This window comes from Roseovarius bejariae, from assembly GCF_009669325.1.
Classification (GTDB): domain Bacteria; phylum Pseudomonadota; class Alphaproteobacteria; order Rhodobacterales; family Rhodobacteraceae; genus Roseovarius; species Roseovarius bejariae.
The window spans coordinates 1,981,614-2,002,347 of record NZ_SZWE01000001.1 but is presented as its reverse complement, the minus strand read 5'-3'; the positions used below and the strand labels follow the sequence as shown (position 1 = coordinate 2,002,347).

Genomic DNA, 20,734 nt, shown 5'->3' with positions numbered 1-20,734 from the left:
ATGGAATATTCAATGGCATCGACAGGTTCCAAGGCGCGAGCCTCGACTTGCTCTTTCAACCTGCAAATCATCGCAGCAACTCTCTCAGCGCATTTCCGTAGGCGCCTTTTCCGAACATCTCTGCTCTCTGTGCAAGCTCCGTTTCGCTGATCCAGCCGGCAAGGTAGGCGACTTCTTCAGGCGAGCCAACCATCATGCCCTGCCGCTCTTCAAGCGTGCGCACGAAATTCCCAGCATCAAGAAGCGAGCTGTGCGTCCCTGTGTCCAGCCAGGCAGACCCCCGGCCCATCAACTCAACGTCGAGTGATTTCTCCGCGAGGTAGGTGTCCAGCACTCCAGTGATCTCAAGCTCTCCACGGCCCGATGGCCTGACTGTCCTGGCCCGCTCTGCCGCCGTGCCGTCGAGGAAATAGAGACCCGTCACGGCATAGTTCGATGGCGGTTTCTCTGGTTTCTCGATGATAGAAAGCGCACGGCCGTTTTCGTCGAAGCCAATGACACCGTAGCGTTCAGGATCGGCAACGCGGTATCCGAAGACGGTTCCACCATCAATTTTGGATCCGGCCCGCGCGAGGAGCTCCGGCAAGCCGTGGCCAAAAAAGATATTGTCACCAAGCACCATGGCGGATGGCACCCCCTTGAGGAAATCCTCCGCCAAGAGATAGGCCTGCGCAAGACCTTCGGGCTTTTCCTGGACGATGTAGACAAAGTCCAGGCCCAACTGGCTGCCGTCCCCCAGCAGGCGCTTGAACTGGACCTGATCCTCAGGCGTGGTGATAATTGCGATCTCCCGGATGCCCGCGAGCATCAAGACGGTGAGAGGGTAGTAGATCATAGGCTTATCGTAGACAGGCAGCAGCTGCTTCGAGACGGCCTGCGTGACGGGGTAGAGGCGACTGCCGGTGCCTCCGGCCAGGAGAATGCCTTTGCGTGAGCTCATGAAATTACCAATCTGCAATTCATCTGGGGGCGGGACGCCGCGGCGTTTTCAAAGGGACTGTCGAAAGTCACTTGGCCCCCTCCAACGTCACCGGTTTGCCGGGGTTTTGTAGTCGATCGACATCCGTGCCATTCAGCAAGGCTACATCATCGGAAAAGATCTGACGATCAAACGCTGCTTGAGCGATCAACAACGAAAGTTTCTCAAGGGACCGCGAACCGCCGATTTCGGAACGGAATTTCATCCGAAGAACCTTGCCAAACGACACGCTGATCGAAAGCTGGGCCAAACACGTCGCACCGAGAACGTGGCCACGTGGCAACTCTGCCGCCTCAAAGTCCCGATAACGCAAACTCACAGCCTTATGTCACTCTCCGTGGGCGATAGCACGTGTTTCAGGTCGTAAAGGGCGTGCCCGGTGCGGCCATACCGGCGCAGTTGCCCTGCCCCCGCCTCCTTGAACTCGGCATGCGCAACGGCCAACAAAATTGCGTCATAGGCGCCAGCGCTTGGGGCCGTGACCATTTCAATCCCAAACTCTGCCCGAGCCTCGTCTGGATCGACCCATGGATCATACACATCCACCACCGCGCCAAAATCTTCCAACTCCCGAATAACATCTATGACGCGCGTATTGCGTAAATCCGGGCAGTTCTCCTTGAACGTCAGTCCCAGCACCAGGACGCGCGCGCCCTCGACATGGATCCGGCGCTTGATCAGCGCCTTGACGAGTTGCCCTGCCACATAGGCCCCCATGCCGTCATTGATCCGACGCCCTGACAGGATGATCTGCGGATGGTGGCCAATCTCTTCAGCCTTGTGCGTAAGGTAATAGGGATCCACACCGATGCAGTGGCCTCCAACAAGGCCGGGGCGGAAGGGCAGAAAATTCCACTTTGTGCCCGCCGCCTTCAGAACCGCCTCGGTATCAATCCCAAGCTTGTTGAAGATGATGGCGAGCTCATTCATCAGGCCAATATTGAGGTCACGTTGCGTGTTCTCAATGACCTTCGCCGCTTCGGCTACGCGGATGCTCTCTGCTTTATGCGTTCCGGCCGGAATAATCGTACGGTAGAGCGCATCGATGCGATTAGCCGCCTCTGGCGTTGAGCCGGAGGTAACTTTGACGATATTGGGCAAGCGTCGTTCAGTGTCGCCCGGGTTGATGCGTTCCGGCGAATACCCCACGCTAAAATCCTTATTGAAACTCAAACCCGAGACGCGCTCCAGGATGGGCACGCAAACCTCTTCTGTGGCGCCGGGATAGACTGTGGATTCGTAGATCACCGTATCGCCGGGTTCCAGCGCCTGCCCGACCGTCTCCGAGGCGCGCTCCAGCGGTGTGAGGTCGGGGCGTTTTGCGGTATTGATCGGGGTGGGCACTGTCACGATATAGATGCTGGCGCGATGCAACTCGGCCGGATCATCCGTCACTGTCAGGTGCTCGGCCGCCGCAAGGTCCTCGGGGGAGACTTCCCGCGTGCCGTCATGGCTCTGTCGCAGCTCCGCAATGCGCTCTGGTTTGACGTCGAAGCCAATGACGGGCCGCTGCTTGCCGAACTCCACCGCGAGCGGCAAACCGACATACCCCAGACCAATCACGGCGATGGTCTTGTTTTCAAAATCCTGCGTCATGAAGCGCTTGGTACCTTCTTATTTCTGATAGTAGTCTCGATACCACGCGATAAAACGCGCGATGCCGTCACGGAAATCCGTCTGGGGCCGATACCCCGTCAATGTCTTCAGCAGCTCCGCATTGGCCCAGGTCGCTGGCACATCGCCGGTCTGCATGCCCATATAGTTACGCTGTGCTTTCTGACCGAGGCAGTCCTCGATCGCGTCCACGAAATCCAGAAGCCGCACCTTGTCAGAGTTGCCGATGTTCACGACACGGTAGGGGGCCACAGGCGAAAGGCTGTCACCATCGGGCACAAGACCTTCCGCGGGACGCTCAGGCACCGCGTCAATCAATAGGCGGATCGCGCGGACCAAATCATCGACATAAGTGAAGTCGCGGTACATATCACCATGGTTGTATATATCGATTGAACGCCCATCCAGAATTGCGTCAACGAATTTATAAAGCGCGAGATCCGGACGTCCCCAAGGGCCATAGACGGTAAAAAATCGGAACATTGTCGTCGGTAAATCATAGAGATGCGCATAGGCATGCGCCATGCTCTCGTTTGCCTTCTTCGTCGCGGCATAAATGGTCAGCTGCGTGTCGGCCTTCTCGGTCTCCGTGAAGGGCATCTCGGTATTGGCCCCGTAGACCGAAGAGGTCGAGGCCATCAGCAGATGGTTCACTCCAAGCTTTCGGGCCGCTTCCATCACGTTGAAGGTGCCGATGACATTGCTGTCGAGATAGGCGCGCGGATTTTCCAAGCTGTAGCGCACGCCGGCCTGGGCCGCCAGATGTACGATCACGTCGGGGGCGAACTCCTCAGCCACGGCCCAAAGGCGCTCCTCGTTCTCCAGCAGGCCTTCGGTCGCCGCAAACCTCTCATTCTGAAAAAGCATGGCGTGACGTTTTTGCTTGAGCGTGACGTCATAATAATCCGTCATTCCGTCATAGCCGTGAACATGGAACCCCTCTGCCAACAAATATTTGGCAAGATGAAAGCCGATGAACCCCGCGGTGCCCGTAATAAGAACGCGTGTCATTCGTTTTTATCCAATCTGAATACGTTGAAGTTCATGCGGCGACATGGCACGTCGCGGGTCCCAAGTCGCGAAGAGCCGCGCGATAGGCGTCCAACACGATATTTTGACCGTATTCGCGTTCCATCTTCGCACGACCTGCGCACCCCAGGGCCGCGCGCTCCTCCGATGGGAGGCTGATGAACGCCTCACAGGCGGCGGCAAGGCTCTCTGCGCTGCGGGCCTCACAAAGAAAGCCCGTCGTTTTGTCGTCCACTACGGCGCGACAGCCCGGAACATCCGTCGCGATGAGCGGGCGAGCCATCGCGGCCGCCTCGATAAGCGTCCGCGGAGCGCCCTCTCTGTAAGAAGGCAGGACAACGCAGTGTGACGCTTCAATCATCGGGCGCACATCCTCCACCGTACCGAGATATTCAATGATACCCTCGCGCTCCCAACCTGCCACGGTTTGTCCGTCAATCGCCGTCCGGTTTACGGCATCTGTTGCGCCAAGCAGCTGAAAGCGCGCCTGAGCGTGTCGCGCTTTCACACGGCGCGCGGCCTCGACATATTCAATCACCCCCTTGTCCCGCAAAAGTCGGGCAATCATCAAGAAGATTGGCGCTTCATCCTCCGCCGGTGAGGCGGCGGCCGCGAACCGGTCGAGGTCGATGCCTGATCCCGGCAAGCGGCGCGCTTGACTGTTTGTCACAAGGCCGCGCTCGAGAAACAATGTTTGATCGTCCTCATTCTGGAAGAAGACAATCGGCAGGTTACGGAAAGCTATCTTGTAAAGCATACCCGCCACCTTTTCCAGAAACCCGCCCGAGAGGAAAGCCGTGCCCAAGCCAGTGACATTTGGGATAAAGGGGATCCGTGTGGATTTGGCTGCGATCGCCCCAAAAATATTGTTCTTGATCGTGAAGCTCAGAATTACGTCAGGGCGCAGGTCTCGGAAGTGTTGGCGTAGACGGAGTAGCAATTTTGTATCCTGAAGGGGATTAAGCCCCTTTGCATTCATCTCAAGGTGACGAACAGAGCACCCGAGGGCCTGAAGCTTTGGGACGGTGTCATCTTTTGGCGCGAGAATTGTGACCCTATGACCATCTGCAAGCAGCGATTCGACGAGGGGCCGTCGAAAATTCCAGATGTTCCAGGCTGCGTTGACGGTGATAAGAATTCTCACGCAAGCCATCCTGGCAAGATACTCTGTATCAGGTTGCGCATTCTATCTCTTTGGTCCGATCCAGCGCCAACTTAACAGAAGCACGGTGGGCCAGAAGAGCGTCGTGCCAAAGTCTTTGACTGTTTCCGACCAGTTCACAGAACCGGTCAAGTAGGTCCGATCCCGAGCATCAAGGAGTTCGTTCAGCGCCTGAAGGCCCGCCACAATGCTTCAAGCGACCAGCATTCCGTTGTGGCGGTTCCGCAAAAGCACGGCGAAAGGCCACAAACAGGCCCAAGCCGAAATGGACATGCATCAGGTCTTTCGACATCCCAAGCTCACGTTCGATCAAGGCCTTGATTTCGAACCATACATTCCGCCAAGTCAGATCCATTTAACGCGTAAAGTCATTGATCGCAGGCTCGGTGTTGCAAATTCAGCTCTCGTCTGGGGCGTGAATATCACTTGTTTCACTTTCGAGACCTCGCCCCGTCCTGCGCGCATGGCGAGGGCCCCATGTCGGCTCCCAATTCGAGTTCCTCTTGCAGACTTTCGATCTCGGCTTTCAGGGCGTCGTACTCTTTCAGCTTGCTCTGCAGGAACTGGCCGGTGAGGGCCGTCTTTTCTGCAACGCCCTTGGGCGTCAAGACATAGGCATAGCGGAGCTTGTTGTTCGAGGCGCGGAAGTTGCTGATCTTCAGCTGGCCCCTTTGCACAAGCGCTTTGAGGCAATAATTGACCGAGCCAAGGCTGACCCCCAATTCTCGCGACAACGCGCGCTGGCTCAACTGAGGATCGCTCTCGAGCAGGCGCAGAATGCGAAAGCGCATATCTTGTTGGAACGTGTCTCTCTGATGTGGCATGGATCGAGGTCAGGCTAGACCACGGCTACCGCAGCGAGGCTCGCCGTGATGCCAGCTCGACAAAGGGGTCCAGAGAGACTCAAACTGTCACGGACAATTGAGTTCATATGTGAACGAAAACATGGTTTTTTTTGGAATGCCAGTGGTTTATCTGTGACATTGGCCCGCAATTGGAAACACATCATTTCGCGTGGCGTTCTCGCGCATTTGCATGACCCGACATCCTGATCGTCCGAATTCACTCGACTGTAACAGACTTCGCCAGATTGCGTGGCTGATCCACGTTTGTGCCTTTGGCAAGCGCGGCCTGATAGGCCAGCAACTGCAATACAACCGCGTTGACAAAAGGCTCAACAACTTCGGAACTCGCGGGCGTTCGCACACCCGCAACACAGACCTCCACGCTTGCGCCGATCCTCACCATGCGCGCGCCACGTGCCACAACCTCGGCTGCGTTTGACGCTGTCTTCTCCGTAAGTGCATCTGCACCGTCAAACACGACCACCGGCATTGCGTCATCCACCAGAGCAATGGGTCCGTGCTTGAGTTCACCCGCGGCATAGCCATCCGCGTGGACATAGGTAATCTCTTTAAACTTGAGCGCTGCTTCGCACGCGATCGGGTATTGAATACCGCGTCCAAGAAACAGCACATGCTCGCTTTGGACAAGGTTCCGGGCGATTTGGTCAATATCGCCACTCAAAGCCAGAGTTTCTGAGACCAACCGTGGGAGGGTGACAAGGTCGTCAACCAAGGCCGAGAGCATCTCAGGCGCGACGACCCCGCGATCGCACCCAGCCTTCAAAGCCAAAGCCAGCAAAGCCAGCATCTGTCCCGTGAAGGCCTTGGTCGAGGCCACGCCGATTTCAGGACCGGCCTCGATTGTCAGGACGGCATCGGCGTCTCGCGCCATCGTACTTGTCGGCACGTTGACCACAGCGAGCGTCTTGGTCACATGGCCTTGCACATCTTTGAGAGCCGCAAGCGTGTCGGCAGTCTCCCCCGATTGGCTGACGAAAATCGCGATCTCATGCTTACCATGCACGCGAGGGCGGTATCGGAATTCACTGGCTATCTCGATTTCAACTGGGATCCTGGCGAACCGCTCGATCCAGTACTTCGCGACGTGGGTGGCGTAATGCGCCGTTCCGCAGGCCACCATAACGATCCGGTCGGCGCCGCGGAAATCAACTGTCGGCACGATATCTTTCAATGCGCCACTTTCAATATCAATCACCTCGCGCAAGAGCCGCGCTAGGCTTTCAGGCTGCTCGTGAATCTCTTTGAGCATGAAATGCGGATATGGGCCCTTGTCGACCTCCCAACCCTCTTCTGGCATCTCAACCGTTTCGCGCGTTACCTCGGCCCCGCCGCGATCAAAAACCTGAACTCGGTCCGAGCGCAGGAACGCCGAGTCGCCATCCTCGAGATAGCTGACACGCGCCGCCAAACCAGCGAGCGCCAGAGCGTCAGAGCCCACAAATATCTCGTTATGACCGGTTGATGTTATGCCGCCATACCCGATGGCGAGCGGACTGCCATTGCGTGCCACGAACATCAGGTCCGGATAGCCTTCAATGAGCGCCGCGATTGCATAACTACCCTTAATACAATGGAGCAACGCCTGGCAGGCCTCGTCGAGCGTGTCTGACTGGTTCAGGAGATGGTCCAGAACTGATGCAAGCACTTCTGTATCCGTCTCCGAAGCGAACTGCGCTCCGGCGCATTCCAGCTCGGTTTTTAGCTCTGCGTAATTCTCGATGATCCCATTGTGGACGAGCGTGACCTTGCCAGCCCGGTGGGGGTGCGCGTTTTCAACCGTCGCCGCACCATGCGTGGCCCAGCGGGTGTGCCCGATTCCAAGACGCCCCACCGGAGTATTATGCGCAACCTTCTCTATAAGATGGGAAAGTTTTCCGTCCGCCTTCGTGAGGTCGATCTTGACCCCGTCCATGACCGCGATCCCGGCGCTGTCATAGCCGCGATACTCAAGCCGGGAGAGCCCCTCCAAGAGTCGCCCCGCCACCTCATCCTGCCCCAAGATTCCTATAATTCCGCACATATAAACCTCTTGCTCTTTCGAAAGAATTTCTTTGTCATGTCTTCTACGGCGCATGGATGGCATGCGATCTGCCAAAGACGCTGCTGGCCGCCAGTCTCTGAGGTTTCGAAGAGGGACGTCATACCAAACGAGCTCAAAAAAGAGTGCTAAACGCTCAAATGCCCAGTAGAGCCGCACATCATACGCTTATCACAGTCACTGGCCCGCAGGGCATCTTGCAGATCGTAGATGCGACACCCTGACATATTTATCCGCGAAGGCCGTCTGCTCCACGGCTACCGCACCGGCGCTCACGACGGCGGGCCGGCAAACATGACCAGTCTGATCGACTGCGTTCATGAGTGAACGGTACCAAGGTCACAGATGTATGGGAAATGATTTTTCCATTATTTTATAGAACTTTAACAATAACAATAGCGGAGACCACACAGCGTTGACCGTCTATGTACAATACCCGCTCAGGGCCGCCATTGTTTGGATTTTTTCGGCACGTGGCCGGTACGCAAGCCTCACGATAGGCTTTGGTCTTTTGAAGCCCCATTCATGCAATGCCGTTCACTGCCAAATGTCTGCAATAGCTTAGAGGCTTGCCGCAAACACGCAATGTATCTGCACGGGTGACCCCTTCGGTCAATTTGTCTGATTCGCAAGTGGCACAGCACAGCGCGCTCGCCTCTCAGCTGCGCTCCACGTCGGTGGTTGAAAGCACTGCCTTTGTATAGCGCCCCATAAGCTCAAGTAGGACGTAGATGCGGCCCTGCTCTGGGACGGATTCAATCTCGGCAAGCTTATCCGCGAGAGGTCCGGACACCACACGCACCTTATCGCCAACGTCAAACTCCGCTGTCGGCTTCAGCTTGCCATCCTCAAGGACGCGGGCTTGCAGCGCCGCGATGAGCTCCGGGGCAACTTGAGTAGGGCGTCCCGCATCAAGAGCGACAAGTCGTGATACACCGTAAGTCGCGTTTATGGATCGCCATTGCTGACGGTCGTCAGGCACTTTGACGAAAAGATAGCCTGGGAAAAGTGGTCTGAGCTTTGTGTCCCAACGCTCTGCACGACGGCGCGTTTCTTCACGCATAGGCATGAAACTTTCATAACCTTGTCGCGCAAGATTGGTGACCGCACGCTCAAAGCCGCCCGGCTTGAGTTGTGCAAGATACCACGGCTCGGAGACGTTTTGAGAAACTTGCTCAAGAGACACGGTTTAGCGCTGCCCAATCCCGGAGAAAACCACCGCAAAAGTTGAGGCAATGACATGCATCTCAAGTCGAAAACTAGCGTTTTCGATGTAAAAAATATCGTAGCGCGCCTTGCGCTCAACCGCACGATGGTTGTCAGCATAGCCTCCCCGCACCTGGGCGAGCCCAGTGATGCCTGGTCGCACGGTAAAACGCTTGCGATAATGAGGCACACGAATAAGGTATTCGTTGGCATGCTCGAATGCGTCGGGGCGAGGGCCGACTAGGCTCATGTCACCCGTAAAGATATTCAAAATGTTTGGCAACTCGTCGAGCTTGGAACGGCGCAAAAGGCGTCCAAGCGGCGTAATTCGGTGTTCTTCGAGCGGCGCGTTGGCATCACGTACACTCGTGCCGTTGTCTGTCATTGTCCGGAACTTCCACATGGTGAAGGCCTTCCCATCCCATCCCATCCTTACTTGACGAAAAAAGACCGAACCCGGGTTAAAATGTGGGTTTGCCAGATACAGCACGACGGCAAGCACCAACAATATCGGCAAGGCCAAGACGGCAAAGGCCAAGTCTATTGCGCGTTTGGCAAGGGTAAAACTTTTTCGATACCCTTGATCAGGCAACTTCAAGGATAAATTCTTTTTCGTTACGGGAGAGAAACTATTGGCAACAACGTATTCATGTTTCACGACTAAGCCTCCAAGAGTAATATTTATCGATGCTCAAATCGCCTCAAAGGAGCCACATTCTTTTCAGAATTGGTAGCGCAGAAAGCCATTTCTACTCAAGGACTTTCGAGTAAAAACCTGATGACAGCCGCCAAAGCGTAAAAATGAGATGTTGATTGCTTTGCAAACAGAAACAATCGATTAAATTTCCAACAATTGGAGATAACTCAGCGACTTACAACCGAGTCGCTTCGGAGAAGCTATCATATGATCCACGTCCTATGGATGCCGAAATATCGCTAAGTAACGCTGAACGGCCCAAAGCATCGTAGACACCGTGAGATCAAAATCCACACCTCCAAAGAGTTGGGCCTGCACATCTTGAGGTGCATCATAGATCATAATTATGCCACATGTTCGTCTCGATCCCACCGAAACGATCGCTGTCGGAAGTTATGCATCGCAGCGGTGCAACGACGAGCGCGTCCGATGCGGGATGCTCGGCTGCAGTGCGTAGAGGCAGTCATCCAGTGGCAGCAGTGTGTGGCGTCGGAAGGCAACAATCACGGCTTCCTCTTCGATGCTGAGAACCGTTGAATGGACCTGCTTCGGCCCCATCGCGGCGTCTTGAACGCTGTCTCGCTTCCGCCACTTGGCGACCGTTTTGGCGTTGATGCCCAGTTCCCGGCTCAGCGCCGCGTTCGAAGCTTTCGATCGCTGTATGAGAGCTCGGACGGCGTGCGTGGTCTTGGCGCTCCTGTGAAGAATGTCCCATAATGCATCCTTCTAATGGTCACAGATCAGTAGACCACCACATGCCGGGACTAAACACCTAGGCAAAAATCAGACTGGTTCACCACACGGCGGAACTCAATCCGAAGGCAGATAGTCTGCTTCGCTTGGGTCGCTTTACCGCCCAAGGATCGAAGTTTTCGCTAGGTTACTTTGGTATCGCTCGACGCAAATGTCGTTTAGTCAGAAGAGAGCACACCGGACGTTCGCACGAAAAGAACAGGTTATGCTGTCTCAACGGCTCGTTTGTCGTGGCGATATGCATTTAAGACCACTCCAAGAACATTGGTATGCTCAGCAACCTCACGCTGGCAGGTCTCGAATTGGCCATAATGCGTTGCATCAGCCCGGACCACGATCAAAGCGCAGTCTGCGTTCTTGAGAAAAGCCCGCGAGTCATCGTTCACTAGTACTGAGGGAAGATCGAAAATCATCACATCAGGCTCATAGGTCGCCTGGATCTCGTCCAGCTTCTCGGCGGTTTCCTCGGCCAGCAGAATGCGAGTCGGGTCAGCCTCGGCGCGTTGCGCCATGGAAACAGCGACATTCTCGCCATAGCGCAAGGCCTGCTCCTCGAACGGTACGGCACCACTCAGCATCTCGCTAATCCCATGTGGTGGACGAGTTTCGAAAAAGTTTTGTACGGACGGGTCGCGCAAATCCAAATCGAAAAGCATCGAACGCAAATCGTTCTGACGGCCAAGTCCCAAAGCAAGGTTGCAAGCCATAGTGCTCTTGCCAGATTTCGGCATCGGCGATGTAATCGCAACCCGCTTCCAGCCGTTCTGACGCATTTGCAGAAGCGCCTTTGTACGCAGTATATCAAATGGCGTCGCCGCTTTTCGAGCTGAACGGGTCACGACACGGTGCCGTATGAGGTGCTTGTCTTGCACCTCGAAGGGTGTCAGCGCCTGCCAACGGGCAATAAGACTGGCAGACGTATTGTCCTGAATTTTCGGCGTAACCGGGTTCGTTTCCGAGGAAGCGTTACGCTCGTTGCGGGACCGACGGGCTTTATCGAGGGCAGCTTGCAGTTTTTCCATTAGGTTTTCAGGTCTCCCGCCTGCCCTAGCCAAGTCCAAGCTTAGCCAGGCTCTTCTGCACAATCACTTCCAAAGGAAGATAATTTGTATCGATATACCAAAGCGCCAGTGGCACGCCAACCAATACGGCGAGCGTCGCCATCAACAGTGTACTGCGACGTAGAAACTTCGCTATTCGGCTTTCCATATATGGAATCGTTGCGATTGGCATGACGTTGAACCGCTCAGAAAGCTCGGCTGGCCTTCGGATATCTCGGTTCAGCGCTTCCAACAGAACAAAGTACCCAATGGCTAGACCAAGTCCGGTAAAAATACCCAGAGCCGCGATTAAAGGCCGGTTGGGCCCGCTAGGGACTTGCGGCACACTGGCATTCTCAATCACATTGATCCGCTGTCCCTGAGCGGTTGCCTCGATACGCTCGCTCATGCGCGCAGAATTTAGGTTGGACACCGCAGAATTGTACCGGCTTTGGATGATATTATAATCACGCTCCAATTCGGCAAGCCGGTTCGCGTTTGCTGCGCTCCGCGAAATATTCTTTTGGAGTTCTTCGAGTTCGGCCTTCGTGGTTTCGAGTTGGTCCTGCATCGCATTGATCTTGCTGTCGACCTCTGCCAGCGCGGCATCTAAACGAGCTTGGTCCGAAGAAGAATCTTCTTCGTCCGGACCGCTGCCAGACTCGCGTGCGGCAACAACCGCTTCCAAACGTTCAATACGGTCCTTCAGCCGAATGACCCTTGGATTGCTTTCGGTATAGGTCTCTAGCAAGCGCTCGAGCTCGGCCTTGCCGATGATTAACTCTTCTTCATAGGCGCTGCGCTCGGAGGTTCCAGATGTTCTCGTGTCTTCAAAACTCTTTTCAAGGTTTTCGCGTTGCTGCTGCGCAAGTCCAATTTCTCTGGACAGTCGATCGAGGCGTTCTTGCAGTAGGTTCTGCCGCCCGAGCCGGTAAGCTTGGTCTTCGGGCAGAGCTTTGGCGTTCTCACTCTTGAAGTTGGCGATTTCCACACTCTGTCGGTCAAGCTCATCGTCAAGCCGATTCACTTCTTGCTGGAAGAACTCCAAAGTATTCTCGGCGCGAGAGGTCCGAAATTTAGAGTTCTCCTCCAGGACCAATGTGACGTATTCATTGACAACATTTGCAGCGATCTGTGGCGAGCGCGCCTCAAACTCGACTGTCATCATTGTGGCCATCGCACGACCGCCACCCCTACGGCGAATCTGAGTCGCATCACGCATCGCAGCGGTTACTCTGTCGGGCTCCATCTCACGCATATTCGCGAACACGTCGAAACGGTTGGCAATGTCAATCAAATTAGCTCGGGTCATGAGCCTTTGCTCGATGACTTGAAGTTGCTCGGCTGCGTCAGTCTGGACCGTGGAGGCAACCATATTTTCTGGTATCTGTGGCGCCTCGAACAAAAGTCGAGCAGAGGTTGAGTAGGTTTCTGGCAATTTAAAGGCCGTGACGAGGCCCAGTCCAGAAAACAGCAAAACAAAGAGCGCCATCACCGGGAGGCGACGCTTGAACAGAGCCCAGTAGAAACCCAAATCAACGTTCATTCGGAACCCTTTCCGTCACAATCAATCCGGTTGGTCAGCAAGTGAGGTTCGCGATAAGGCTTCAGGATCAGTCCATCCTGAACGAGTTCCTGGATCGCGCCCGCGCCGACCTTTTCCTCCCCTGCGCTCGAAGCATAGACAAGCGCGAGATCGCACAACTTGTTAACCACGCGTGGGATACCATCAGATTCCTCATGGATGTGGCGGATGGCCTCGTAGCAAATTTCCTTGCCGTTGCCGCCCGCATGATGCAACCGATGTTCCACATAAGCCTGTGTGGTGTCCAAGTCCATCGGCTCCAAGTGATAGGCCGCCGTCACTCTTTGAGCAAACTGGCGCAATTCTGGCCGACGTATCATGTCGCGCAACTCGGGCTGGCCGACCAGGATGATCTGCAACAGCTCGTCTTTGCCGGAATTGATGTTGGTAAGCATACGCAACTCCTCCAGCGTGTCAGTCCCAAGATTCTGTGCTTCGTCTACGATCAGGGCGACATGCCGACTAGCCGCATATTCAGCCAATACGAAATCCTGAAAACTCTGAAACAGCGCCACATAATCGGCGCCCTCGGGTGTGGCCACGTCAAATGCGCTCAAAACCCAACGGAGCAAATCGCCCCGGTCGCCGCGCGCGTTCGAAATTAGCCCTACGGTCACATCATCTTCGATGGTGCGCAGTAGCTCTTGGATTAAAGTGGTTTTGCCCGTACCGACTTCTCCAGAAACGACGGTCAGTGGCGCGCGGGTCAACAGACCGTATTCTAGCACCAAAAGGGCCCGAGTATGCGCCTTGGACCAAAACAGGAACTCCGGGTCAGGCGACAGCGAAAATGGCCGCTCTCGAAATCCGAAATGGTCATTGTAAAGTGCAGTGCTCATGCTTCACTTTTGTCGCTTGAATTGTGATTGGTAAATCGCTGCCATCTGGTCTTTATATGTATATGATCGTTGATGAAAGAGCGATACTCGTTATATGTCAAGTAACGGTGACTGGAGCTCGTTTGGGGTAATATCAATTTTGGCCAGCTCATATATTACAGCTGGCCTCTTTAACTGATGTTGATTGTCGCAAGTTCCCCACCAAAAATTGGCGATTATATACTTGACAAAGCAACCCTTGATTCCCACATGAGTATCAAGGAGTTGAAGCCATGAACCTAACCGATCCTATTTTTACCGACAAAGACGCCGCACGCGAGTACCTTGAAGCCTCGCGTTGGGCTGACGGTGTGTTCTGCCCCCACTGCGGCGGCACTGAAAAGTGTAAAAAGCTGGAGGGTGCTAAGCACCGCCCCGGTCTCTACCAGTGTGGCGATTGCCGCAAGCAATTCACCGTGACTGTCGGTACTGTTTTTGAGCGCTCCAAGGTTCCGCTCAATAAGTGGTTGCTTGCCACCTTCCTTATGGCTTCCTCCAAGAAGGGCATTTCAGCCCATCAACTGCACCGCACCATTGGCGTGACGTACAAGACCGCTTGGTTCATGTTCCACCGCATCCGCGAAGCGATGCGCAATGACGACCCAGTGTCGTTTGGTGGCGGTGGCGGCACCGTAGAGGTCGATGAAACCTTTATTGGCCGTGACAAGTCCAAGAAGCCCAAAGGCACCAAGAAGGGCCGTGGCTACGCTCACAAATACAAAATCCTCTCACTCGTGGATCGCTCAACCGGCATGGCTAAGTCCATCGTCGTGGACGACCTCAAGCAATCTACGCTGTTGCCGATCCTGCGCGAGAACATCGCATCTGAGGCCGTGATCTATACCGACGAAGCGGGGCAGTATGCCAACCTCAAGAAAGAGTTTGCAGACCACGATTTCACACGCCACGGCGCTGGCGAGTATGTTCGCGGTGAAGTGCACACGAACACAATTGAAGGTTACTTCTCCGTATTCAAGCGCGGCATGAAGGGCGTCTATCAGCACTGTGGTCGTCAACACCTGCACCGTTACGCCGCAGAGTTTGAGTTCCGTTACAACAACCGCGCCAGCAAACAAGTTGACGATACAATGCGTGCCAACGCCATCCTTAAAGGTGCCGAAGGCAAGCGCATGACGTATCGGCGGACTGACACACGGACGTGTGCCTGATCAGCTTTGGTCCCGTAAGGCGTTCCAAAGCCTGTTGCGTCAAATCTTGTTAGAACACAGCAAGAACAAATAGGATTCGACTCCTACTGCTCTCATTCGATATATTGCGGCTGCCACTGGCATTCACACCAAATCTGGCGAGAAAGGAGGTGAAGCACAATGGCAGCCAAAGGCAGGAAGTCTTGCGGGTGCAAGACCAAGCCCACGGGACAAAAGACGGTTAAGGTATCGAGCCACACACGTCGAAAGCCCCGAAATTGCTAGTCGCTCTCTGAGCGTTTAGCCTTGGAAGGGGCGGGTTCATCTCGCCCCTTCTTCTTATCGCCTCCATCTTCGCCCTTGTCCACATGTGGCTTGGGCTTCATCTTTAAGAGGTTCTTTACCGTGTCTTCAAATGACGATCCCAATTCGATGCACCTTTATCTCAAGAATTTTGCCTCCTACGAAAGCAGGCAAGTTCTAACATATTGGGCGTTAGGCGCAGCAATCTCAAGATGGTCCCATTTAGAACATGAGCTTTCTGTCGTAGCAGCATCCGCGCTCGGAATTCGGCAAATGGACGATGCGTTCAAACTATTGAGTAGCTTCCGCGCTTTTTCAAGTCTCCTTGATTTTGTAGATTCCGCAGTGCGCATCCGCATAAAGGATGAACACGAAGTTAGCTTCTGGAACTCGCTAGTTGAATATATTCGTGAGCTATCTGGAGATCGAAACCATATAGCTCACAATCCAGTCGTTGCTCACGGAAACGAAGACCCACTGGAAGAAGACTGGGATACAGTCACGCCTAAAGTAGGCCCCGCCCCTTCATCTATCGCGACCGGGCGTCAAAAAATACACCCGATGCCCGCAGAGGAACTCGTAGAGCTACATAACGATTTTCAGTTTGTTTGCGAAATCTTGAAAGAGTACAATCACGCGAAGGCGACACTGCATTCATTGCCAGATAAATTCTTGCAACCAATTTCTCGTCGCCGCCCCAGCAGAAGTGAACGTCAGGCGCAAAATCAAAGAACGCACTAACGCCAGCTTTCACCATCTCATCAGTAATCTCAACTTCAGCACCGGCCTGTCCTGATTTATCTAACATTTTCCACCTGCTTTGTTAAGTATATAATCGCCCAAAAATTGCGCAACAAGCAAACTTGGAAGCTTTCATAGCTGTAAGGGTTGCCTTTGCATATGCAGAAAAATGCAGAGATTTAGCTACTACCCATTGGTCTGGTCGGACAGGATCTGGCATAATTTAAGCTACTCTTTGCATCTGCTGATCGGGGTTGCCGCGATCACCTACACGGTCTTGTCACCACGCGGTGCTTACAACGCTACCTTGGCCTTAAACTGGTCTGTAAAGTACCGGCGCTTTGCCATTCTCGTATCCCTGCAAAAGTTTGGGATACACCTTAGCCGACTGTCCAGTTATTTGGGACTACTTCAGTCTAAAAGACACGGGGTGAAAGCCCACCCAGAGAATCCAGCAGCCGATGTAGCTGGAGGCTTTTTAGAAACACCGCCGCCCTTGCTTCGTCCAGTCCGAGAAAAACTGCAAACGGTATTACCCAGATCAATTTATAAAACCTTGATGTCCTTCAGATGCTCCTATCTCCGCTAATGTTCGTTACAATAGGGCCGTTTTGCTAGGAAAGCAGTCATTTCATTAGCTCACGACGCCATATTCTGAACAAAAAATTCACAACGTATGGGCGAAGTTTGAATATACCAGTATGCCAAGACCCGTGAATCGCATCGAGCGCTGTTTTGCCAAGGAGTTACTTATGGTGGTTGCACTTATCATGATCGGAATCTTCTTTGGCGTTTTTGCAGCAATATTTGCGGGTATTACCGGGTATAGTATTCTTATGTGCCTTATATTTTACGCAGTTTCCGGAGCCGTAAGTGTGCTCGGGACAGCCATCATGCTTGCGGCCCGCATGGAGAAACACTCAGATGTTAGCGTGGATGCAAAAAGCTGTGGCTAAAAGAGTTTCGGTGCGATGTCCGGACCAGGCTTGTATGCGAAAATCCATAGCCGGTCTTTGGGAGAGGCTTTTGAATAGTCAGACTTTGACCGAACTGCCATAACATGATCAGGAAAACTGAGATCGACCCGCAGATTTTGGATAGAGTGGTGAAGGTTCGATCTGATTAGCACTACTGGAAGGTAAAATGGAGGTTGACTGATACCAACCTTGGACGCATGCCCCAATAAGCCGACGCCAAAATCTGCTGCCACCTGCTTACGCGGTGGGTCGCTGGTCAACACTACTCGCACTGCCTCTGCGTTGAATTCCGGGGTTGATTTCAGTGCCATGATGTTTCTTGTTGTAGCAAAATGCCAAGCCTTAGGAGCGGAACAATTCCGTGACAGGCCCACACGCGACCAAAGCAGTTACCGGACTCTATTTCCTTAATGGCGACGCCCCCATCTCACGCGAGAAGTGCGTCCCTATTCGCGCGGCGAACTGGAAATCACCTCGCTTCTGGAATTTTATCAAAAGCAGGCAAGCTGCGAGTCGAGACAATGAGGCGTGGTGATGCATGGCTCGACACTGGCACCCATGGCAGCCTGCTCGATGCAGGCAATTTCATGCGTACCCTTCCGGCCCGGCACGGCCTGCAAACCGGCGGCCATGATGATATCGCTTTTTGAGAATCGCCGGATTGACGCCGAGGCGATCGCCACCCGCGCCGAGCAGTTCGGCAAGACTGAGTATGGCCGCTACCTGCGCACATTGCTCTACTTTAGGAATGCACCTGACCCAGAAGCTCTTGCTAAGCGCTTCTATGCCTCCGGAAGCAACTGACAGGACCCTGCAATGACAGTCGGCTTTCCAAAAGAGCGACATAGCTCTCTAAAGCTGAAGCCCAAAAAACGGCATGTGCAGAGGGCAATGCCGGTATGCCTGTTGAAGAGTGTCAATCTGTCGCCCTGAAACGCGAGCTGAAACCCCTTCTCGGTCAGGCGTTCGATTAGGCCTGACCAGCTTTTCGCTTCGTTGAAGTCTGTCATAAGAAAAATTCGCAAATTAATGGAATCCTCGAAGCTCATCGAGTGTTCACTTCGCTCTCTTTTCACCTTGCTCCATGCAGTGTGAAATCGAAACAAGGACCGGATATCAGTTGTGCCGTCTTGGGTGTGCATATTTCTTAGGCTCTCCGTCGGTTTTCCACTTCTGGCCTCTCTTTTGATTTGCGACCCCGTAGCCTGACTCAATTACTAATTTAGGCCACGTTAGGTGTGCTCAGGTGGGTCCTCTTGAAAAGGGTCTTAAGTCGCCCCAGCTAAAATCTTTCGCGGTCGTGTGGAGGGGCTACAATCGAAATTTTGACTAATGAAACGGACAGATAATTGACCGGCCCCTCCACAAAGCTTAGATTTTCAGAAATTTTGGGCATGATCTACATGCTCAAAGGAAAGTGTCTGTTTTCACGCAGGCAACAATATGGCCGCGTTGCGGTGTAAATTTGCACTATTAAGCATATTCGGGGATGGATTTTAAGCGAGGCCACAAAGGTTCGCAATTGAGCGTCGTCAGAAGGATTTCCTGCGAATGCCGCTCTAATTCACCAAGATGATCGAATGGCCTGGTGCGCCTTTCCAAACAATATCCCGAAACGTGCTCGGAAGCACGTTCGGGATAGCGTGACTCTTTGAGCACGTTAGACAGTTCCCACGTGGCGAAGGCGGACGGCCAGAGGGGTGGATGAGACCACCCGAGCCTGCTCGACTCAGGGGGTTGAGCCAAGTTTTGTGCCTCGTGATGCTTGGTACCGGGATACATATTTACCGCCGGATGGCCAGGTTCACCGGTGACGGAGTCAAAAATTTCGATGAATTTTATGTGCAACTTGACTCAGAAAAATGAATGTCCGACGCATGATTGTAAAGTGTCCATACGGAAGCATCACATCGTGATTAAAGGCGACAGACTCCAAAGTGACACGGCTGACTTTATGCCAATCCGGATAATTTTGCACGTGCTGGCCTGCAATATGACGTCTGTTAGAAAACTCATGGGCATTCAGCCGGTGATAGTGGGATTGGAGATTCAGGATAACTCGTTTGCCATGCAATTTTTATATAAAACTTTTGATCATTCCCACTAGACGAGTGTTGTCCTCCACAACCTACAACGGCTTAGATGGCTTTGGACCGGCGCTTCACCAGCCCTATGCTGCCGAGTGCCAATATGAGCATGCCGGCGGCCCCCGGAAGCGGGACGGGCGTTACCGTGACGAGGTTTTGATACTTGTGATTGCCGGAACTCTCCAAATATGAGAACCGGAACTTTGACGAGCCGTCGTAAGAAGCGCCTGAAGTTAAATAATCATCTGCTATATTTGTGATGCCGGCGTTCGCGCTCGCCTTAAAATCACCATCGGTGAGATTATAATCATCGTCATAAAGCGCCTCCCACAATGCCAATTGAAAGGCAGCCGCCTCAAGGCCATCCTCAATATCGACTCCGCCATAGTTCGCATTGAATATGGATTCGACGCGGACCTGTTGGGTGTCAGTCAGTCCTTCACTGTTAGTGAATGGGTTTTCGGTGATTTCGTAGGGTTTATCATCAGTCGGTGAGGTCGAAAGGAAGTCGCCCACATCCAGGCACCAAGCAACAAAATCTCCCAATAAACCTGAGGAGTCCTTCATCTTGAAGCCCCATGCACCGACTGTTCGCGGCCATTCGCCTGATCCGGGATAATCCGGCGGCGCCTTGTTAATTGTGACAGTTTTTCTGTCATTGCCGCTAGTTGCGCCATGATAGGTCAACGAGAGTGTCGACGCCGATGCAGTCGAGGCCAGAATCGAAATAGCAATCGCCCCAGCCCAAACCCCGGCCTTAAGTTCACTTACAGCCATATGAAAGCTCCTGCTTACCATGTTTTGCCATTATATTGCCGTATTCCGGCAGCCTAACCAACTGCACTCATAGCAAAACGCCATTTTTCAACCTACGGCTGTTGAATCCTGCAGCACACCTCGACGATCAATCTGTTGGACCATGATTGTTTCCATTTTTGCGCCACATTTAACGAATCAACCGCTCAAATTTTGCATGGCACGGGCCTACTTGAATAGATCGTGTCCTTAGTCAGGTTCAGTTGATGGATTTTGGTTTTCAGCGCATCATCGTCCACTGAACGAATGTATGAAGTGGTCCCACTTCAATGAAAAGACGTTTCACCCTTGATCCGAAAAATCTCGTTCGGGACGCTGCTGGCGGACTAGGCGTTCGATGCTAATTGGCTCATGATAGAACTCGACGCGCGAGGGGCAACCGCAGTGCCCCCTCGAAAACGAACCGAAAGCGCCAGCGTGACTATGACGCCAGCACTTATAAGTGGCGTCACTTGGTCGAGAACTACTTTGCCAAAATGAATGAATTCAGGAGAATAGCCACACTTTACGAAAAAAAACTGATTGCAGCTACACCGCCAACTAGATCCTCGCCGCAGCTCTCATCGCTTTATGATTTCTGCCCACAGACCCTAGTAGACCGACACCGCTTGTGTTTCCTGCCTCGGCCCATTCATCACCATTCCTTCCCTAAGCGGCAAATTGAATCAGCGACCTATCATTCGATCAAACGCCAATTTTTCAACAAAATAAGCACAGTATGATCATTTCTACAGCGGCATCAGTGGCAAGCCAGGTTAGGTGATTTTGGCTGAAAACGGCATGTGGATAAAAATGAGGTTTTACCGGGTGCAAAA

The 20,734-nt window shown here is 53.5% G+C and carries 18 protein-coding genes and 1 pseudogene; 5 read left to right on the top strand and 14 right to left on the bottom strand.

From position 1 onward, the window contains the following. Positions 1 to 67 precede the first annotated feature (67 nt). The 13 genes and pseudogenes from rfbA to FDP25_RS09510 form a co-directional block, all read right to left on the bottom strand. On the bottom strand, positions 68 to 940 hold the full coding sequence (rfbA, locus tag FDP25_RS09570; RefSeq protein WP_154151148.1) for a glucose-1-phosphate thymidylyltransferase RfbA: 873 nt from the start codon (positions 938 to 940) through the stop codon (positions 68 to 70). A 67-nt stretch (positions 941 to 1,007) separates the two neighbouring features. After that, positions 1,008 to 1,298, bottom strand: a complete 291-nt coding sequence (locus tag FDP25_RS09565; protein ID WP_154151146.1) for a hypothetical protein — start codon at positions 1,296 to 1,298, stop codon at positions 1,008 to 1,010. Then, positions 1,295 to 2,575: a Vi polysaccharide biosynthesis UDP-N-acetylglucosamine C-6 dehydrogenase TviB gene (tviB, locus tag FDP25_RS09560; RefSeq protein WP_154151144.1), complete on the bottom strand. Its 1,281-nt coding sequence runs from the start codon at positions 2,573 to 2,575 to the stop codon at positions 1,295 to 1,297. Before tviB ends, FDP25_RS09565 begins: the two co-directional genes overlap by 4 nt. Positions 2,576 to 2,593: 18 nt before the next feature. Beyond that, positions 2,594 to 3,604, bottom strand: coding sequence for an NAD-dependent epimerase/dehydratase family protein (locus tag FDP25_RS09555; RefSeq protein ID WP_154151142.1), 1,011 nt, complete (start codon positions 3,602 to 3,604; stop codon positions 2,594 to 2,596). Between the two features lie 31 nt (positions 3,605 to 3,635). Then, a complete protein-coding gene (locus tag FDP25_RS09550) occupies positions 3,636 to 4,766 on the bottom strand; it encodes a glycosyltransferase family 4 protein (protein WP_218939969.1) in 1,131 nt (376 codons plus the stop codon). A gap of 449 nt (positions 4,767 to 5,215) precedes the next feature. Then, positions 5,216 to 5,575: a MarR family EPS-associated transcriptional regulator gene (locus FDP25_RS09545; protein WP_246175804.1), complete on the bottom strand. Its 360-nt coding sequence runs from the start codon at positions 5,573 to 5,575 to the stop codon at positions 5,216 to 5,218. A 271-nt stretch (positions 5,576 to 5,846) separates the two neighbouring features. Beyond that, positions 5,847 to 7,670 carry a glutamine--fructose-6-phosphate transaminase (isomerizing) gene (glmS, locus tag FDP25_RS09540; protein ID WP_154153354.1) on the bottom strand — a complete coding sequence of 608 codons (1,824 nt, stop codon included), beginning with the start codon at positions 7,668 to 7,670 and terminating at the stop codon, positions 5,847 to 5,849. A 676-nt stretch (positions 7,671 to 8,346) separates the two neighbouring features. Then, positions 8,347 to 8,874, bottom strand: coding sequence for a transcription termination/antitermination NusG family protein (nusG, locus tag FDP25_RS09535; protein ID WP_154151136.1), 528 nt, complete (start codon positions 8,872 to 8,874; stop codon positions 8,347 to 8,349). Positions 8,875 to 8,877: 3 nt separating this feature from the next. Beyond that, complete coding sequence (locus FDP25_RS09530) at positions 8,878 to 9,552, bottom strand: sugar transferase (RefSeq protein ID WP_343032009.1); 675 nt, start codon at positions 9,550 to 9,552, stop codon at positions 8,878 to 8,880. A 441-nt stretch (positions 9,553 to 9,993) separates the two neighbouring features. Continuing rightward, positions 9,994 to 10,299: pseudogene (locus FDP25_RS17220) on the bottom strand (IS481 family transposase); the annotation flags it as partial. Positions 10,300 to 10,547: 248 nt separating this feature from the next. Next, positions 10,548 to 11,366 carry a CpsD/CapB family tyrosine-protein kinase gene (locus FDP25_RS09520; RefSeq protein WP_154151134.1) on the bottom strand — a complete coding sequence of 273 codons (819 nt, stop codon included), beginning with the start codon at positions 11,364 to 11,366 and terminating at the stop codon, positions 10,548 to 10,550. Positions 11,367 to 11,391: 25 nt separating this feature from the next. After that, positions 11,392 to 12,930, bottom strand: coding sequence for a GumC family protein (locus FDP25_RS09515; RefSeq protein ID WP_154151132.1), 1,539 nt, complete (start codon positions 12,928 to 12,930; stop codon positions 11,392 to 11,394). Next, the gene (locus FDP25_RS09510; protein WP_154151130.1) at positions 12,927 to 13,808 is read right to left on the bottom strand and encodes an ExeA family protein; all 882 of its coding nucleotides are present in this window, start codon (positions 13,806 to 13,808) and stop codon (positions 12,927 to 12,929) included. Before FDP25_RS09510 ends, FDP25_RS09515 begins: the two co-directional genes overlap by 4 nt. A 272-nt stretch (positions 13,809 to 14,080) precedes the next feature. On the opposite strand from FDP25_RS09510, the gene FDP25_RS09505 reads away from it, so the two are divergent. The 5 genes from FDP25_RS09505 (at position 14,081) to FDP25_RS17455 (ending at position 17,820) form a co-directional block, all read left to right on the top strand. Then, entirely contained in the window at positions 14,081 to 15,016 is a 936-nt protein-coding gene (locus tag FDP25_RS09505; protein WP_154151128.1) for an IS1595 family transposase, read from the top strand. 411 nt (positions 15,017 to 15,427) lie between these two features. Further along, on the top strand, positions 15,428 to 16,039 hold the full coding sequence (locus FDP25_RS09500; protein WP_172982780.1) for a hypothetical protein: 612 nt from the start codon (positions 15,428 to 15,430) through the stop codon (positions 16,037 to 16,039). Positions 16,040 to 16,791: 752 nt separating this feature from the next. After that, complete coding sequence (locus tag FDP25_RS09495) at positions 16,792 to 16,995, top strand: hypothetical protein (protein ID WP_154151124.1); 204 nt, start codon at positions 16,792 to 16,794, stop codon at positions 16,993 to 16,995. 542 nt (positions 16,996 to 17,537) lie between these two features. Further along, positions 17,538 to 17,666, top strand: a complete 129-nt coding sequence (locus FDP25_RS17460) for a hypothetical protein (RefSeq protein WP_425500509.1) — start codon at positions 17,538 to 17,540, stop codon at positions 17,664 to 17,666. Beyond that, entirely contained in the window at positions 17,647 to 17,820 is a 174-nt protein-coding gene (locus FDP25_RS17455) for a hypothetical protein (protein WP_172982779.1), read from the top strand. The genes FDP25_RS17460 and FDP25_RS17455 overlap by 20 nt, the downstream gene beginning before the upstream one ends. 1,334 nt (positions 17,821 to 19,154) lie before the next feature. Here the strand turns inward: FDP25_RS17455 and FDP25_RS09485 are convergent. After that, a complete protein-coding gene (locus FDP25_RS09485) occupies positions 19,155 to 19,880 on the bottom strand; it encodes a hypothetical protein (RefSeq protein WP_154151120.1) in 726 nt (241 codons plus the stop codon). Between the last annotated feature and the right edge of the window lie 854 nt (positions 19,881 to 20,734).

Excerpts from the sequence above, each read along its gene's own strand:
- rfbA (WP_154151148.1), bottom strand. The coding sequence starts at position 940 with ATGAGCTCACGCAAAGGCATTCTCCTGGCCGGAGGCACCGGCAGTCGC.
- tviB (WP_154151144.1), bottom strand. The coding sequence starts at position 2,575 with ATGACGCAGGATTTTGAAAACAAGACCATCGCCGTGATTGGTCTGGGG.
- FDP25_RS09555 (WP_154151142.1), bottom strand. The coding sequence starts at position 3,604 with ATGACACGCGTTCTTATTACGGGCACCGCGGGGTTCATCGGCTTTCAT.
- FDP25_RS09545 (WP_246175804.1), bottom strand. The coding sequence starts at position 5,575 with ATGCGCTTTCGCATTCTGCGCCTGCTCGAGAGCGATCCTCAGTTGAGC.
- glmS (WP_154153354.1), bottom strand. The coding sequence starts at position 7,670 with ATGTGCGGAATTATAGGAATCTTGGGGCAGGATGAGGTGGCGGGGCGA.
- FDP25_RS09520 (WP_154151134.1), bottom strand. The coding sequence starts at position 11,366 with ATGGAAAAACTGCAAGCTGCCCTCGATAAAGCCCGTCGGTCCCGCAAC.
- FDP25_RS09515 (WP_154151132.1), bottom strand. The coding sequence starts at position 12,930 with ATGAACGTTGATTTGGGTTTCTACTGGGCTCTGTTCAAGCGTCGCCTC.
- FDP25_RS09510 (WP_154151130.1), bottom strand. The coding sequence starts at position 13,808 with ATGAGCACTGCACTTTACAATGACCATTTCGGATTTCGAGAGCGGCCA.
- FDP25_RS09505 (WP_154151128.1), top strand. The coding sequence starts at position 14,081 with ATGAACCTAACCGATCCTATTTTTACCGACAAAGACGCCGCACGCGAG.
- FDP25_RS09500 (WP_172982780.1), top strand. The coding sequence starts at position 15,428 with ATGCACCTTTATCTCAAGAATTTTGCCTCCTACGAAAGCAGGCAAGTT.
- FDP25_RS09495 (WP_154151124.1), top strand. The coding sequence starts at position 16,792 with ATGGTGGTTGCACTTATCATGATCGGAATCTTCTTTGGCGTTTTTGCA.
- FDP25_RS17460 (WP_425500509.1), top strand. The coding sequence starts at position 17,538 with ATGAGGCGTGGTGATGCATGGCTCGACACTGGCACCCATGGCAGCCTG.
- FDP25_RS17455 (WP_172982779.1), top strand. The coding sequence starts at position 17,647 with ATGATGATATCGCTTTTTGAGAATCGCCGGATTGACGCCGAGGCGATC.
- FDP25_RS09485 (WP_154151120.1), bottom strand. The coding sequence starts at position 19,880 with ATGGCTGTAAGTGAACTTAAGGCCGGGGTTTGGGCTGGGGCGATTGCT.